General features: G+C 58.5%; 12 protein-coding genes and 1 tRNA gene. 8 read left to right on the forward strand and 5 right to left on the reverse strand.

Annotation, left to right across the window (positions count from 1 at the left end; genetic code table 11):
* Positions 1-358: 358 nt before the first annotated feature.
* From FHW37_RS33805 to FHW37_RS30245, 3 genes are all read right to left on the reverse strand, one after another.
* Positions 359-532 carry a hypothetical protein gene (locus FHW37_RS33805; protein ID WP_186458475.1) on the reverse strand — a complete coding sequence of 58 codons (174 nt, stop codon included), beginning with the start codon at positions 530-532 and terminating at the stop codon, positions 359-361.
* A gap of 99 nt (positions 533-631) precedes the next feature.
* Positions 632-1942 (reverse strand): DUF6538 domain-containing protein, encoded by a 1311-nt coding sequence (locus tag FHW37_RS30240; protein WP_145643278.1) that lies wholly within the window; start codon positions 1940-1942, stop codon positions 632-634.
* Positions 1943-2285: 343 nt separating this feature from the next.
* Positions 2286-2375, reverse strand: a tRNA-Ser gene (locus FHW37_RS30245).
* Positions 2376-2760: 385 nt separating this feature from the next.
* Between FHW37_RS30245 and FHW37_RS33810 the strand changes: the two genes are divergently transcribed.
* Positions 2761-2922: a hypothetical protein gene (locus FHW37_RS33810; protein ID WP_186458476.1), complete on the forward strand. Its 162-nt coding sequence runs from the start codon at positions 2761-2763 to the stop codon at positions 2920-2922.
* Between the two features lie 30 nt (positions 2923-2952).
* Here the strand turns inward: FHW37_RS33810 and FHW37_RS30250 are convergent, their stop codons facing one another.
* Both FHW37_RS30250 and FHW37_RS30255 read right to left on the reverse strand, forming a co-directional pair.
* Entirely contained in the window at positions 2953-4899 is a 1947-nt protein-coding gene (locus tag FHW37_RS30250) for a CHASE2 domain-containing protein (RefSeq protein WP_145643279.1), read from the reverse strand.
* A gap of 11 nt (positions 4900-4910) precedes the next feature.
* On the reverse strand, positions 4911-8540 hold the full coding sequence (locus FHW37_RS30255; protein WP_246691008.1) for a FecR domain-containing protein: 3630 nt from the start codon (positions 8538-8540) through the stop codon (positions 4911-4913).
* 156 nt (positions 8541-8696) lie between these two features.
* On the opposite strand from FHW37_RS30255, the gene FHW37_RS30260 reads away from it, so the two are divergent.
* The 7 genes from FHW37_RS30260 to FHW37_RS30290 all read left to right on the forward strand — a co-directional run bounded on the left by FHW37_RS30260 (position 8697) and on the right by FHW37_RS30290 (position 15250).
* Positions 8697-9239: a Pycsar system effector family protein gene (locus FHW37_RS30260; RefSeq protein ID WP_145643281.1), complete on the forward strand. Its 543-nt coding sequence runs from the start codon at positions 8697-8699 to the stop codon at positions 9237-9239.
* A gap of 52 nt (positions 9240-9291) precedes the next feature.
* Positions 9292-9642 carry a DMT family protein gene (locus FHW37_RS30265; protein ID WP_145643282.1) on the forward strand — a complete coding sequence of 117 codons (351 nt, stop codon included), beginning with the start codon at positions 9292-9294 and terminating at the stop codon, positions 9640-9642.
* Between the two features lie 162 nt (positions 9643-9804).
* Positions 9805-11694 (forward strand): peptidylprolyl isomerase, encoded by a 1890-nt coding sequence (locus FHW37_RS30270; RefSeq protein ID WP_145643283.1) that lies wholly within the window; start codon positions 9805-9807, stop codon positions 11692-11694.
* Positions 11695-11701: 7 nt separating this feature from the next.
* On the forward strand, positions 11702-12718 hold the full coding sequence (gene trpD / locus FHW37_RS30275) for an anthranilate phosphoribosyltransferase (RefSeq protein ID WP_145643284.1): 1017 nt from the start codon (positions 11702-11704) through the stop codon (positions 12716-12718).
* 4 nt (positions 12719-12722) lie between these two features.
* The gene (trpC, locus tag FHW37_RS30280; RefSeq protein WP_145643285.1) at positions 12723-13538 is read left to right on the forward strand and encodes an indole-3-glycerol phosphate synthase TrpC; all 816 of its coding nucleotides are present in this window, start codon (positions 12723-12725) and stop codon (positions 13536-13538) included.
* The gene (gene moaC, locus FHW37_RS30285; protein WP_145643286.1) at positions 13538-14017 is read left to right on the forward strand and encodes a cyclic pyranopterin monophosphate synthase MoaC; all 480 of its coding nucleotides are present in this window, start codon (positions 13538-13540) and stop codon (positions 14015-14017) included. The genes trpC and moaC overlap by 1 nt, the downstream gene beginning before the upstream one ends.
* Before the next feature lie 12 nt (positions 14018-14029).
* Positions 14030-15250 carry a molybdopterin molybdotransferase MoeA gene (locus FHW37_RS30290; RefSeq protein ID WP_145643287.1) on the forward strand — a complete coding sequence of 407 codons (1221 nt, stop codon included), beginning with the start codon at positions 14030-14032 and terminating at the stop codon, positions 15248-15250.
* Positions 15251-15273 lie beyond the last annotated feature (23 nt).

Raw genomic sequence — 15273 nt, forward strand, 5'->3', positions numbered from 1 at the left:
AGGATTATCTGGGTGAGAGAACGTCTTCAGTTCCGCGTCTGTAATAGTGTTGATATCAATTGCCATAAAAATTACCTTTCCTTCTGTTTATGTTTATTTTTAACTCCCATTCTTATTTAGTAGTTTTCGAATTTACGATGGAAAATGTCCGAGAAATAAATACTGGTAATAGAAGGAGATTTATTTGGCTAACTTTTTAATCGGCAACTGCCTCATATCACTAGGCCTGCTTTGGTTGTTCAGCCCGCTCGCTGCATTAGCCATTGGGGCCGCTGGCATAGTTGCACTGTTGATGGTCATCCTCGCAGCCGAGGACGATGAAAATGAAAAGGGGCCGCACGCAAGCCGCCCCTGTTGATCAATCCAGAAGAGTAATTTCCTCCCAGATTTCTTTTCTTTTTTTCGCATGGATCAAAGCGGACTTTCCGCGTCCATTTGCTTTGAGCAGCCCAATCAGCCTGTCATAGAGTTCAAAAAATTTGTCCCTCTTCTCGATGTCGCTGATGATTTCGTCGTACGTAAAACCTTGCATTTCATATTCCTAATTTGCGGAATATGACCGTTTTCATGATGTAAGTTGTTCGCCTGAGTCATATGTCTCTAGTTGGTGATAACGTCCTTCGCCGGTCGCTTATGATCCTTCCGGCAAAGCTTTTTTCAGAGCTTCAAGCTTGTTTTCCAGCGTGTAGCCCTCGCCATAGTGCATCTCCATACCTTTTGAAGCATGCCCCATAATCGAATTTTTGAGGGTGTCTTGGCATCCCGATCTGCGGAGCCTGTCAGCAATGGTGTGTCGATAGCTATAGAATGTTCGGTCCTTAGCTGCCCCCTTAATCAACTCATTCGAAATTCTCGATAATTCCTCGCTTCCGTTGTTTTTGCAGAACTCACTAAAACCATTCGGAAATTTCTTCATTTCCGTCAAAGCATGCCCGACCAATGGGATGTCTCGAATACGCGATCCATTTTTCTTCACGCGGGATCGATTGGCGTTCGGCCTGATAGAGATGTAGGGGATTGGTGCATCCAAAAAGATGTCGTCCTTATGCAGGTGCGTTAGTTCCTTGCACGTCGCACCCGTATTCATCGAGATGAGGTTCAAAGCGATTACCTGCTTGCTGGCATCGCTGTCCAAAAGCATCGTTCGTACCTTTGTGATCTCTTCCTCGCTAAACGAGGGACGCTTACCTTTCTCGCCGGCGTTCCCGTTGATCCTGCTCAGGCGATCCCAAGGTGATGGCAGAAGTTCCGGCCTCTCAATTTCCAAGATTTTTGTGTGGATGAGCCTCAACCACATGATCTTCTTTTGCGCGGTTTCGGGCTTCAACTTGCCTTCCTTGACCTGAGCGATAAGAGCGGTGCGGAATTTGATGCAATCGATAGGTTTCAGGCTGAAAATATCGACATCCTTTAGGACTTCCGTGAAAGCTTTGGCGGCTTGCTGGAATGGCCTCCATCGTTTGTCGCGTTCACGCTCGTCCGAATATTCCATGAACTTGTCTTCGCAGTAGAGCTTGTAGCGCTGAAGAGCGTCCATCATCGTCAGGGCAGCAGGTTTGACAGCGCCGCCGAATGCATCAACCTCGACTTCGCTCGGCTGAAGGTTCTTCTCTAGAGCCCTCAAGGCCGGTCCTATCTGAAGAACAGCTTCTTCGTTCGTCGCTTTCGCGATCTCGGAGTCTTGTCGGTAAGTGAAGCCGTAGGCGTGGCTAATCGCCAAAACCTGCTTAGCTAAATCCTGATCGAAAGCGGGCTGATCCGCGAAAATAGCCGCGTATTTTGAAATTAGCGGCGCAGCGTTTTTAACCGCCGTTTTCTTATCCGTGGTTCTTAGCGACTGCCAGATTTGGCGTTTTCCGAACTTTGGAATTTGCGATTTCGGAACGGCGATGCGGAAATAATAAATCTGCTTACGTTCGATAATATAGGTTGGGAGTGGCATCGCTTAAGTCTCATTTTAAAATCCATTCACAGGCCATCCTTGGGACCGGCCAGCTATAAAAAGATATTGATTGATTTATCTGGATAAATTGCACTTCGGATAAACAGAAATGCACAGGGAGATATATAGCTGTATATGCTGCTATTCGTCAATAGATATCGCAGTAAGCATCTGAAATATCTATTGTTATTATAATCATTCAGAGAATTGTGGGATTTAAATTTAAGATTGATCTGGCTTAAAGCTGTGATCTTTTTCGCGCAAAGATGTAGCAACGATGTAGCAGTACGCAGCTTACATTCGTTGTAACTATCTGATTTTATTGAGAAATTTGCGAAAAACATGGCGGAAGAGGTGGGATTCGAACCCACGGTACGGTCTCCCGCACGCCGGTTTTCAAGACCGGTTCCTTAAACCACTCGGACACTCTTCCTTATGTCGAGGCTTTATAGCCGCAGGAACCGGCACGTCAACAGGCCGGCATGCGTTCTGGCCCTTGGAAATCGAACCGGAATCATCAGAAAGCCGGGATTTGGTTCATTGTGCCAAAACGAGACGGACAAAGGAACGCAAAGGCGTGCCGAACATTGACCCGTGTTCAATCAGGGAGAAAGCGTATGTCTTCGGAATGGCCCATGTATCTCATGCAATGCACGGTGATCGGCCTTCTCGTCGGCGCGCTTTTCATTCGCGCCTGATGGATGGGATCGTCGCCGCAGCTGGCTGTATCTGCAGCCTTCCCGAACGCCAGTTCCGCGCAAGCACCGGTTCATAACCTGCTTTTGTCGGAATCAATCACGGCACTTAAGGGGACATGAATGTCGAACGAAATTGAACATGCAAGCCAGCCTTCCGAGCAGGCCATCGGTCTTTTCCTCCAGGAGAATGACGGCGACAAGCTGACGGATATTCTCGTCGAGGCGCTCTACGAAGCGCTGCGCATCATGGAAGAAGACGGCGCCCCGGGTACGCTTCATTGATCACTCTCCGCCAACCAGCAGCAGCCACTCCTAATTGTCGATAAATGCCTGTCCGTAATAGGCAGACAGGTCGGGATTTCCCTGCTGCAGGCTTGGCGCAAGCTGCCTCTGGGCGGTGACATCGCCTGCATAACGTGCTCTCAGGAATTCTGCATGCGCCTGCGCAAGGTTTGCTGACGAGGCGCGTGTGGCGGTAAAGACCGGCGATTGCTGGGTGCGGCCTTTTACGGTGATCCTGTCGAGTTCGAACACACCGAAATCGGAGCCGATGGCTGAGGCCGTGCCCTCCCCCAGAAGCAGCGAGATACCGTAATTTTTCGAGGTGCCTTCGAGCCTTGCCGCCAGATTGACGGCATCGCCGAGCGCCGAATAGTCCAAGCGCTGGGTCGAACCCATATTGCCGACGACGCATTCCCCGGTATTGATGCCGATACCGATCTTGAGCGGATAATGCGGCCGGCCTTCGGCTGCAGCCTCCGCCTCCAGCTCCTCGTTCAGCCCTTGCATTGATTCGAGCATGGCCAATGCTGCGGAAACGGCATGGACCGCATGATCCGGGTCGTCGATCGGTGCGTTCCAGAAGGCCATCAGGCAGTCACCGATATATTTGTCGATCGTTCCGCCATGGGACAGAACGATATCGGAAAGCGGCGTCAGCAGCCGGTTGATCAGGCCGGTCAGCTGTTGCGGATCGTCCTTCAGCTGTTCGGCAATCGTCGTAAACCCTCGCACATCACAGAACAGGATGGAGAGAACGCGTTTTTCGCCGCCGAGTTTCAGCCTGGCCGGATCCTTGGCCAACTGCTCCACCAGGGCCGGGGCGAGATATTGCGAAAACGCCCGCGTGATCTGCCGCCGGCTGCGGCGTTCCTGGGCGTAATCAAAGGCCGTTTGCACCCCGGCGACAAGAACGAAGGCGAGTGACGGGGCAATCGGCGAGGCAAACAGATTGTCGAGACGCAATGCCGCAAAGCTCGCTGCAAAAAGCACGAGTACAGCCGCAGCGACACCGAGAAAAGTGATCCAGCCGGTTTTGCGCCAGACAAGTGCCGCGCCAAGCAGAACCGTCACCACAAGGACGACCTGGCGCACCAGGCCATCCGCCGGCCGGATCGACATTTCGAGCCGCAGGTTGTCGAGAATCGTTGCCTGGATCTCGGCACCGGCGGTCAGCCTGCCGGTATGGACCGTGTAGGAGGTCGCATAGGCATCAGCCCCGCCGCCGGCAATCGATGGCGCATTCTGCAGGCTGAGGCCGATGATGACGATGCGATCCTTGAAGAAGTCCTGTGGCAGGAATTGTTGAGGATCGAGAGCCTGGTAATAAGATACCGTCTGGTAGGTTCGCGCTCCGCCAAAAGTCTGGATGAGGCTGCCCTCCTCCGGCATCTGCACGGCGATGCCCGCCGTCGTTGCGATCGTGGCGGCAAATCCGTCGTCGTAAGGCGGCACGTTTCGCAACACACCGTCGCGACCAAGGCCGACCGAGGCAATGCCGGGCATGGCGCCGCGATCGGTAAAGATCTGCAGCGGCATGACCTGGACGAACTGGTCGGCCTGTGGCGAGGTCACCAGGGTCTCGTCGCCGGCAAGCACGACATCGGGTCCGAGTGCTGCGGCAAGCGCCGTGTCTTCGGCCTGCGTTGATGGTTCGGAAAAGATGATGTCGAGCCCGATCGCTTTTGCGCCTGCGGCCCTGAGTGATTCGATCAGTTTGGCATGCAGGCTGCGCGGCCAGGGCCATTGTGCCTTGATTTCCGCAAGCGACGGCTCGTCGATCGCAACGATGATCGGCCCATCCTTCGGCAGTGGCGGCGGCGACAGGGTGGAGAGATAATCGAAAGCGCGGTTATCGATCAGCGGCCAGAGCGGAAGCCGGGCGATCAAGGTCATCGCAACGAAGACGACCATGGCGAGAATGGAGACCTGCACGCTGCGGCGTGCAAGCTTTCCGGAAACGGAACGAATGCCTGTCATAGAACTCTGCATCAGAAACGCACTTTGAGCGTGCCGGTGAATATCCTGCCCCAGCCATTGGCGCCGGACGCGACCTGAAAATCCTCGTCGGTCAGGTTATAGGCCGCGGCTTCCAGCTCGAAGCGCTTGTCGAACGGCTCCCAGGTGAGGTGCGCATCGAGCGTCCAGACGGCACCGATCCGTTCTGCCGTATCGTCACCCTGGCGAGTGCCGATATAGTTGGCGGCAAGCGTCGCCTTCACATTGGCCTCGTTCACCCATGTCACTGCCACCTGGCCGGAATGCCGGGCGATGAAGGGCAGTTCGGAGCCGACCGGATCGCCCGCATCCGTCAGGCCCTGCCTGTCGTGGCGCGTGTCGGCATAGGCATAGGTTGTCGCCAATCCGAAACCATGGCCGAGTGCGATATTGGCCGTGCCGGAGACGCGATCTATAGTCGCCTTGGCGTAATCGTATTCATCCTGCGTCTGCACGTCGGCAATCGACAGGTCGCGGATGATCTGGTGCTGATAATCGACGGCAGTGAAAAGCCAGGTATTCCATTCGGCGTCCCAACGGGTCGCAAACGTGTCGACATAGCCGTTGATGCCGCTGCCAAAGGCATTCGGCTGCATTCCGACAATGCCGATCGGCGACAGGGTCGGCGTGCCGAGGTCGATGCCCTGGCGCATGTAACCGGCTCGCAGCCAGTGCCCTTCGGCCGGCGCCCAGGCAAGGCCGATGCGTGGCTCGATGCGGCGTACATCGGCCGCGCCGCCCTGCAGCAGAACCCCGTGAACGGCAGCCTCTGCCTTCAGCGTATCGCTGATCTCGTAGAGAACATCGCCATACAGGCGGCCGTAGCCAATTTGGGCGCTGGAAGACGCCTCCGAAAGCGGGACACCGAGCGCATAGACCAACGTCCGGTTCTTTATGTCGATAAGGCCGCCTTCGGCACCGTAACGCAGCGTCAGGTCATCCACGCCGTAGGAATGGCTGACAGCGGCGATATAGTTGCGCTGCTTGACGTAATTGCCATTGAAGACCGGATAGGGAACCACAAGCGGATTGACGAAAGTAAAGCTGTCGTCGACATCCGAATCCGTCGCCGTATAGAACAGCGCGGCATTGACGATGTTGTGGTAACCGATTGTGTGGCTGAGCCCCAGTCCGGCTGTCGTAAAGGTCGTGTCGACCGTGTAGGGATAGGTCAGCGTCGGTGGCGCATAGAGAAAGTCGAGACTGTTGCGGTTATCGAAACGTGAAAAGTAGGCCACCAGCCGATCGTCCGGCGTCAGCGAGGCCGTCAGATAACCGGTACCGCTCAAGGCCTCGATTTCGTTCGGCAGGCCGTAAGTGTTCACACCGTCATCAACCTCGCGGGTCGTGTCCTTGATCCTGCTCCAGTCGAAATTGAGATAGGTGCTGACCGGAAAAGGTTCGTTGGAAAAGGACTGCAATTCGACCGAACCGATCCAGCCGGTATCCTTCTGTGTGGCCGTGAAGCCGCCGCCGATCGAGCCTTCGAGAAACGGCCTCTGCGCAAGGTTGGCAGAACGCGACCGGCCGGCGATCATGTGCGGCTCGAGCATCAATCCCTGGATAAGCGACGAGAAGGTCGAGCTGTTGGCGGTGTTGTTGATGATGTCCCCGCCATAATCATACGAGTTGGCAAGCGGATTGACGCTGCCGCGCAATGTCTGGTCGATATAACCGGCGCCCGAAAACGGATCGAACACGACGTCGCCGTAATACTGACCCCAGGCATCCAGTCCCTGCAGCCGGAAGGCGCTGTTCAATGTAGAACCGGCATCCTGGCTGGCGCCGAGAGAGGCGTAATCCCCGCCCTTTGCTCGCGAGCGTTTCAGATATTCGCGGGCATTCCGCATGGCGCCTTCCGCATCGTATTCGTCGATGGCCAGCGCGGTGCGGAAGGAGGAAATTGCCGGATCGTTGTTGTCGAGCCGATCAGCATTGTCGAGCGCCTGGCCACCGGCCACCTTGTCGCCATTCTCGTAATGCGCGATCGCAAGAAGGGTCTGGCCTTGGGAATAGGCAGGGTTCGCGACCGTTCCGGCGAGCATGTCGTCTATGCCCTTGCCGACCTCGCCGGTCTGCAGGTGATAACGACCGCGATCGACAAGGCCGAGATCAAAACTCGGATCGATCTTCAGCGCCTGGTCGATCAGCGCTCTCGCTTCCTTCACCCGGTATTGATTGAGGTAGAGGTTGGCGAGGTTGGAATAGGCAACAGGATCATTCGGATCGAGCGCAATGGATTTTCGAAACGCCTTTTCGGCAGCCTGATCATCGCCGCGCTCGGCCTGGACATTGCCGATCGCATTCCAGAGCGTCGTCGAACCCGGCGCAACCTTCGTTGCCGCCATCAGGTCTGCCAGCGCGCCGGTGAGGTCGCCCTTGAAATCGGAGCGGTAATTTGCGCGCGCTTCAAGCGCGGTCGGCTCATTCGGATCCAGTGAAAGCGCGCGACCCAGCGCCTCTTCGACCTGTTCGCGGTCATTCAGCAGGATCGCGTATTGCGACCGGTAGGCAGGCAGTGTCGGGTCGTTCGGATATTGTTTTTCAGCCTCTTTGATGACGGCGATCGCTGCCGAAATATCCTTGAGAAACCCTGCCGTATAGGCTTTCAGCAGCGCGCCGTAGGGGCCGCTGACGTTGGTCGGCGCAGGTTCCACCCGCTTCGGGTTGCCGAGTGAACGGGCGTAATAACGTCCATAGACGGCAACGTTGCCCCGCTTGGCATCAAGATGCGCAGACGCCTTGGAAAACAGCCTGTCCGCTTCGTCATAACGACCTTCCGCAGCGGCGAAGATCGCCAGCATCAGGTCGACACGCGCCTGTTGCGCTCCCGAAAGCCGTCTTGCGGAAAGCGACCTGATCGTCGCCTGCGCAGCCTCCCGTCCATCGAGCGAGAGCTGGGTCTCGGCGAGCGTCAAAATATCATCGGCGCTGCGACTGGTTTCCGGAAGTCTCGCAACACGATCGGCCTCGCGCCGCATGTCTGCGACAGGGAGCGTCGAGGCCGGCATGAAGTTGAACGCGCCGCGGGCCGGCATGTAATAGAGCATCTGCTCACGATCGTCAGAATCGACGATTACCACCTTGCGTGGCGCCTGGCCGATCGAGGCGACGGCGCCCTCGCCCTGCGCCACATCGACGGATCCTTGCGGATTGCTGAGCTGCACCTTGCCTTCGAGCACGGTGAGCGAGGTGTTGGCGCCATTGACCGTCATCGTCCAGTCGGTGCCGCGGATGGCAGCCGCCGCAGCTGCCGTCTCGACCTTGACGCCGGTGCCGCCACGTTCGGCGCGCGCCCAGATCGTCCCGGTCTGCAATTGCAGGACCGTGTCGCTGCTGGTGCCTTCGGTAATCTGCTTGACGACGAGTGTCGAATTACGGCCGAGCCTCACCTGCGTGCGGTCGGAAAACAGAACGGCAAGCTGGCCCGTCTCATTGGTGCGCAGGATGTCTCCCGCAACAAGATCCTGCTTGAGATCGACGAAACGCCAGTCGGAAACATCGATGAAGCGAACTTCTTCCCCGGCTTTTCGCGCGATCACCGCGCCTGCCGCCGGCTGGGTGCGCGCCAACGGCTCCGCCATTGCCTGAAGCGAGTAGCCACAAGCAAATCCGGGCAGCATCGCGGCTGCGATCCAGGTCCGTCGAAATTTCCCCACCATGGAAATCACAACTGTTCATAAACGCCGTAAGTGTCAAGCATTAGCATCTTGGAACGTTTGCTTTCCAACAAGCCTGCATTAACAGAGTAACAGAGAATAAAACGGAGAGATCACCACGTGAGCGATTTTGACAGTGCCCCGACCGAGTTGCTTGAAATGGAAATGGCAACCGGAGAGATCACCGAGGAGTACATCAATCACATCCGCAAGGTGAATGATATCTACTACGACCAGATCAAGATCTCCGACCAGAAAGCCGCCTACATCTTCACCTTCATGCTGGCTTTCCTCGTTTCTTCCGCGGAAGGAAAAGGCGTATTCAGCTTCGCGCGCTATACGGATGGATCCTTTTTCGCGGCGCTGTTCTCCGCTGCTCTTGCGATCACCTCGGTCTTTTCCATCCTCTGCGCCATTCTCGTCGTTCTGCCGCGCCGTGCCGACAAGTCCACATCCCTGTTCTGGGGCACATGGCCGATGCACCGGCCGATTTTCGAACAGGCGGCCCGCAAGAGCGATGTCGGTTATCTCTTCAACCAGTATCTCGACAATGCAGATGTGCTGTCGCTGATTGCCCGGCAGAAATACAAGTTCGTCGGCTTCGCGTTCCGGGGCCTTGTCGCCACCGTCATCGCCTATGTCCTGTTGCTCATCGCGAGCTGATCCGTTACCGCTCAGATCCCCGCTGCATCAACGCCAGAATGGATCTGCCTCTATGGGTGCTTTCGCGACGCCGCTTATGACGATCGGCCTGCTTATTCTCTCCAACATCTTCATGACATTCGCCTGGTACGGCCATCTCAAGTTCGAGAACAAGCCGCTTTATATCGTCATCCTCGTCAGCTGGGGTATCGCGCTTTTCGAATACTGTGCCCAGGTTCCGGCCAACCGGATGGGCTACGGCTATTTCAACGCCGCGCAGCTGAAGACCATCCAGGAGATCATCACGCTTTCGGTGTTCGTGATCTTCTCGGTGTTTTATCTCGGCGAAGCGTTTCACTGGAAACAGCTGGTCGGTTTCGGCTTCATCGCTGTCGGCGCCTTCTTCATCTTCACGAAGGGATGATTTTGAGGCTGCAAGCATTGATGCCGAATGCCGGGTTTCCGGCCTTATAAACGGCGTGTTGCTTTTCCGCCGCGATCCCTTCATTTCCGGCGCGGATTGTTTTAGAGACATCGCTCAAAGCGCCGCGTCGGCGCCATGGATTGTTCGTAGGTACGTAGATCGATGATGGATTTCCTTAGAAACGCGGCCCGTTCCTGGGTGGCGAAAGCCCTGCTGCTCCTGCTGGTCGCATCCTTTGCGATATGGGGCGTGTCGCAATCGCTGATAACCCCAGGCTCGACGACCGTCATGACTGTCGGAAATCAGGAAATTTCCGCCGAGGAATTCCGTCTTGCCTACCAGCGCCAGGTCGCCAATCTCGGCCGCCAGTTCGGCGCACCGCTGACGCCTGACCAGGCACGTGCCTTCGGTGTCGAGAACGAGGTTTTTGCCCAGCTTGCAGCTGGTGCAGCCCTTGATCAGCTGTCGGACGACATGAATCTCGGCCTGTCCCAGGACAAGCTCGCCAAGCTGATTGCCGACGATCCGGCCTTCAAGGACACGAGCGGCCGGTTCGACCGCAACCTGTTCAGCTCGCGCCTGCGCAATGCCGGCCTGCGTGAAGACGATTACATCAGTGAGCGCAGCAAGGTAGCCGTCCGCAGCCAGGTGGTGGAATCGGTCTCCGACGGCTTCAAGCCGCCGCAGGTTCTGATCGATGCGCTGAAGCAGTATCGCGACGAAAGCCGCACGGTCGAATACCTGCTTCTGTCGAATGCCAATATCGATCCCGTCAAGGCTCCGGCTGAAGACGTGCTCGCAAAATGGTTCGAGACGGCAAAGAGCCGTTACCGTGCACCGGAATACCGCACCTTTGCCTATGTGAAGCTGCAGCCGACCGATATCGCTGATGCCGGCTCGATCACCGACGATCAGGTGCGCGCCGAATACGAAAAGCGCAAGGACAGCTACAAAACGAGCGAAACCCGCACGATCGAGCAGCTGACCTTCCCGAACAAGGAAATGGCCGACGCTGCCTCCGCACAGCTGCGTGCCGGCACGACCACGTTCGATCAGGTCGCGACCGATCAGGGCAAGAAGCCTGCCGATATCAAGCTTGGCGAGTTCACCAAGGATGCCGTACCGGATGCCGCCCTTGGCGAAGCAGCCTTCAAGCTCGGCGCCAATGGTGGCGTGACGCCGGTCGTCCAGGGCACGTTCGGTCCGGTCATCCTGCGCGTTTCCAATGTCCGCCCGGAAACGGTCCGTTCCTTCGACGAGGTCAAGAACGATCTGCGCCAGAACATGGCCGTCGCTTCCGCCTCGCAGGAACTGAATAGCGCCCACGACCATTTCGAGGATCTGCGTTCTGGTGGTACCTCGCTCGAGGACGCCGCCAAGCAGCTGAACCTCAAGGTCGTGACGGTCACCGCCGACGCCTCCGGTATCGACCAGCAGGAAAAGCGTGTTGCCGACCTGCCTGTCTCCGGACAGCTTCTTTCCGAGGTTTTCAAGACCGAACCGGGTGCTGACGCCCTGGCGCTGCCGATCGGCAATGACGGTTATGTCTGGTTCGACGTCAAGAACGTCACGCCCGAACATGACCGCACGATGCTGGAAGTGCATGACAAGGTCGTTGCCGACTGGACTGCGGAACAGCAGCGTGCTGCTCTCAACGCCAAGGCCACCGAACTGAAGGCACAGCTCGACAAGGGCGAGACGCTTGCAGCGCTTGGCACCGAACTCGGTCTCGCCGTCGAAACGAAGAACGGCCTGCGTCGCAATGGCGAAGACGCGATCTTCGGCAACGAGGCGATTTCGGCTGCCTTTGCAGGCCCTGTCAACCTGACTGCAACGGCGCTCGGCGCTGATGGCGAAAGCCGGCTGCTGATGAAGGTGACGGCCGTCGAGCAGGCAACCTCCGACGCGCTTGCCGGCGACCAGCAGCTGCAGCGCATGGCTGATGCCGCCGGCGACGACATGCTCGACCAGATGGTCAACAGCCTGAAGCAGAGCTATGGCGTATCGATCAACCGCAACGCCGTGACCCAGTCCAGCGCAGAGCAGATGTGAGGCTGAGATGCCCGAATTGAAGCCACTGATTGCCAAGGTCGCTGCCGGTGACGCCTTGAGCTTCGCGGAAGCCCGCGAGGCCTTCGAGATCCTGATGTCCGGCGAAGCCACGCCTTCGCAGATCGGCGGCTTCCTGATGGCCCTTAGGGTGCGCGGCGAGACGGTGGCCGAAATCACCGGCGCCGTCGCCACCATGCGCTCCAAGATGCTGCGCGTCGAAGCGCCTGCCGATGCCGTCGATATCGTCGGCACGGGCGGCGACGGGGTCGGGACCTACAACATCTCCACCCTCGCCTCGCTGATCGTTGCCGGCGCCGGTGTCTCCGTCGCCAAGCACGGCAACCGCGCCCAGAGCTCGAAATCCGGAACAGCCGATGCGCTCTCGGCGCTCGGCGTCGATCTGGAAATCGGTCCAGCAAAGATCGCCCGCTGCATCAGTGAGGCCGGTATCGGCTTCATGTTTGCCTCCATGCACCATGCAGCCATGCGCCATGTCGGTCCGAGCCGGGTCGAGCTTGGTACGCGCACGATCTTCAACCTCCTCGGCCCGCTGTCCAACCCGGCAGGCGCCAAGCGCCAGCTGCTCGGCGTTTTCGCGCCAAAATGGCTCGGTCCTCTGGCGGAAGTGTTGCGCGATCTTGGCTCGGAAACGGTCTGGGTCGTGCATGGCGAAGGCCTCGACGAGATCACCACGACGGGCGTGACCCATGTCACGGCGCTCGAAGACGGCAAGATCCGCTCCTTCGAACTGACGCCGGCCGATTTCGGCGTATCCGTTGCAAAGCTCGATGACCTCAAGGGCGGCGATGGCATCACCAATGCTGCAGCCCTTCGTGCGGTGCTTGGGGGTGCAAAAAACGCCTATCGCGACATATCTCTCTGCAATGCGGCAGCCGCTCTGGTGATTTCCGGCAAGGCGGAAACGATCGCCGACGGCATGAAGCGTGCGTCCCATTCGCTCGATAGCGGCGATGCGGCGGCGGCGCTCGATCGCCTGATCGCGGTCTCGAACGACAAGGAGTAAGGTTATGGCGGATATCCTGAAGAAGATCGAGGCGTACAAGCGCCAGGAAATCGAAGCCGCCAAGTCGGCTGTGCCTCTTGCCGAGCTGAAGGCCCGTATCGCTGACCAGGCCGCGCCGCGCGGTTTTTATCGCGCTCTTGATGCAAAACAGAAATCCGGCGGTTTCGGCCTGATTGCCGAGATCAAGAAGGCGAGCCCGTCAAAAGGCCTGATCCGCCCGGATTTCGATCCGCCGGCACTTGCCGCCGCTTACGAGGCAGGCGGCGCCACCTGCCTGTCCGTGCTGACCGATCAGCCGAGCTTCCAGGGCGCGCCGGAATTTTTGGTCGCCGCCAAGGCGGCCTGCGCGCTGCCGGCTTTGCGCAAGGATTTCATGTTCGAGACCTATCAGGTCCATGAGGCGCGCGCCTGGGGTGCCGACTGCATCCTGATCATCATGGCCGCCCTTTCCGACGACGAGGCGCTGGCACTCTGGGAAAGCGCTGCCGAACTCGGCATGGATGCGCTTCTCGAAGTGCATGATGAAGCGGAAATGGAGCGGGCGCTAAAACTCTCTTCGCCGCTGGTCGGCGTCAACAACCGCAATCTGCGAACCTTCGAACTCGATCTCGCCGTCAGCGAAAGGCTTGCATCGATGGTATCGGATGACCGGCTGCTGGTCGGCGAAAGCGGCATCTTCACCCATGCCGATTGCGAGCGCCTCGCCAAGGTCGGTATCAACACGTTCCTGGTCGGCGAGAGCCTGATGCGCCAGCAGGATGTGGCAGCCGCCACACGCACGCTTCTGACCGGCAATGCAGCGACGCTGGCTGCCGAGTAATGGCAGGCCTCACCCATATTGACGCCGCCGGCGAAGCCCATATGGTCGATGTCGGCGACAAGGCGGAAACCGCCCGCTCCGCGACCGCCGAAGGTTTCGTCCGCATGAAGCCGGAGACGCTTGGCCTCATCCGCGACGGCAATGCCGTCAAGGGTGACGTTTTGGGTACCGCGCGGCTTGCAGGCATCATGGCCGCCAAGAAGACCAGCGACCTCATCCCGCTCTGTCACCCGCTGATGCTGACCAAGGTTTCGGTCGAGATTACTGAAGACGAAACACTTCCCGGCCTGCGCGTCAACGCCACGGCAAAACTGACCGGCAAGACCGGTGTTGAGATGGAAGCACTGACCGCCGTCTCGGTTGCCTGCCTGACGATCTACGACATGGCGAAGGCGGCCGACAAGGGCATGGAGATCGGCGGCGTCCGGCTCGTCGAAAAGACCGGCGGCAAATCCGGCACCTATCGGGCGGAACCTTAAGGAGACGCAAAAATGTCGCTGCTTCCCGTGTCCGACGCGAAGGCGAGCCTGCTCGGCCACGCAGCACCGATCCGGCAGGTCGAAAAAGTGCCGCTGGCGCAGGCCGCCGGCCGTGTCCTCGGGCTCGACCTGCATGCGAAAATGACCCAGCCGCCCTTCGATGCGTCTGCCATGGACGGTTACGCGCTTGCCGCCGCCGATGCGCCCGCGATCGGATCGGAACTGACCGTCGTGGGCAGCGCCGCCGCTGGTCATGCCTTCGACGGAAAACTGGAAGCCGGCCAGGCCATCCGGATCTTTACCGGTGCCCCGGTACCGCAAGGCGCGGATTCGATCCTTATCCAGGAAGACGCCGAAAAGCTGGATGGCAATCGCATCCGGACGAAGTTCGAAGTCGTCAAGGGACGGCATGTTCGGCCGCGTGGTCAGGATTTTGCCGAGGGCGAGACCGTCCTCAAATCCGGCACGCTGATCGATTTTTCGCATCTGACTGTCGCCGCTGCGATGAACCATGCTTTGCTCACCGTCTATCGCAAGCCGGTGGTTGCCGTGCTGGCGACCGGTGACGAGCTTGTGCCGCCGGGTGCCGAACCGGGTCTTGCGCAGATCATCGCCTCGAGCACGTTCGGCGTGGCCGCGCTGGTTCGGGAAAACGGTGCCGAGCTTCTCGATCTCGGCATCGTCCGCGACGATCCGGAAAAGATCAAGGCAGCGATCACGACCGCCAGGCTTGCCGGCGCCGATGTTCTCGTCACGCTAGGTGGCGCCTCGGTCGGTGATCACGATCTCGTCCAGGGCGCCTTGAAATCGGTCGGCATGGAACTCGATTTCTGGCGCATCGCCATGCGGCCCGGCAAGCCGCTGATGGTCGGCCGTCTCGGGAATATGCAGGTTCTCGGCCTGCCCGGAAACCCGGTTGCCAGCATGGTCACCGGCATGCTTTTCCTCGAGCCGCTGCTGCGCAAGCTGGCGCATCTTCCGGAGAAAGATCGCGAGATCAAGGGTGTCACCGCCCGCAGACTTGGCGCCAACGACCAGCGCCAGGACTATCTGCGCGCAACGCTGTCGCGGGATGCCGATGGCAAGATCGTCGCCGATGCCTTCGGCAAACAGGATTCGTCGATGATGAAGATCTTTTCTCATGCCGACGGCCTGATTGTTCGCGCGCCGCATGCGCCGGAACTGGAGGAAGGGGCCGCGTGCCCTATATTGCTGATCCGCCCCTGGCCGTGATCCACTCGCGGCGGAGATGGGGC

This window comes from Neorhizobium alkalisoli (assembly GCF_007829835.1).
Classification (GTDB): domain Bacteria; phylum Pseudomonadota; class Alphaproteobacteria; order Rhizobiales; family Rhizobiaceae; genus Neorhizobium.

What these genes read in the sequence shown, in the direction of transcription:
- FHW37_RS33805 (WP_186458475.1), bottom strand. Translation starts at nt 532, where the DNA reads ATGCAAGGTTTTACGTACGACGAAATCATCAGCGACATCGAGAAGAGG.
- FHW37_RS30240 (WP_145643278.1), bottom strand. Translation starts at nt 1,942, where the DNA reads ATGCCACTCCCAACCTATATTATCGAACGTAAGCAGATTTATTATTTC.
- FHW37_RS33810 (WP_186458476.1), top strand. Translation starts at nt 2,761, where the DNA reads ATGTCGAACGAAATTGAACATGCAAGCCAGCCTTCCGAGCAGGCCATC.
- FHW37_RS30250 (WP_145643279.1), bottom strand. Translation starts at nt 4,899, where the DNA reads ATGACAGGCATTCGTTCCGTTTCCGGAAAGCTTGCACGCCGCAGCGTG.
- FHW37_RS30255 (WP_246691008.1), bottom strand. Translation starts at nt 8,540, where the DNA reads ATGCTGCCCGGATTTGCTTGTGGCTACTCGCTTCAGGCAATGGCGGAG.
- FHW37_RS30265 (WP_145643282.1), top strand. Translation starts at nt 9,292, where the DNA reads ATGGGTGCTTTCGCGACGCCGCTTATGACGATCGGCCTGCTTATTCTC.
- FHW37_RS30270 (WP_145643283.1), top strand. Translation starts at nt 9,805, where the DNA reads ATGATGGATTTCCTTAGAAACGCGGCCCGTTCCTGGGTGGCGAAAGCC.
- trpD (WP_145643284.1), top strand. Translation starts at nt 11,702, where the DNA reads ATGCCCGAATTGAAGCCACTGATTGCCAAGGTCGCTGCCGGTGACGCC.
- trpC (WP_145643285.1), top strand. Translation starts at nt 12,723, where the DNA reads ATGGCGGATATCCTGAAGAAGATCGAGGCGTACAAGCGCCAGGAAATC.
- moaC (WP_145643286.1), top strand. Translation starts at nt 13,538, where the DNA reads ATGGCAGGCCTCACCCATATTGACGCCGCCGGCGAAGCCCATATGGTC.
- FHW37_RS30290 (WP_145643287.1), top strand. Translation starts at nt 14,030, where the DNA reads ATGTCGCTGCTTCCCGTGTCCGACGCGAAGGCGAGCCTGCTCGGCCAC.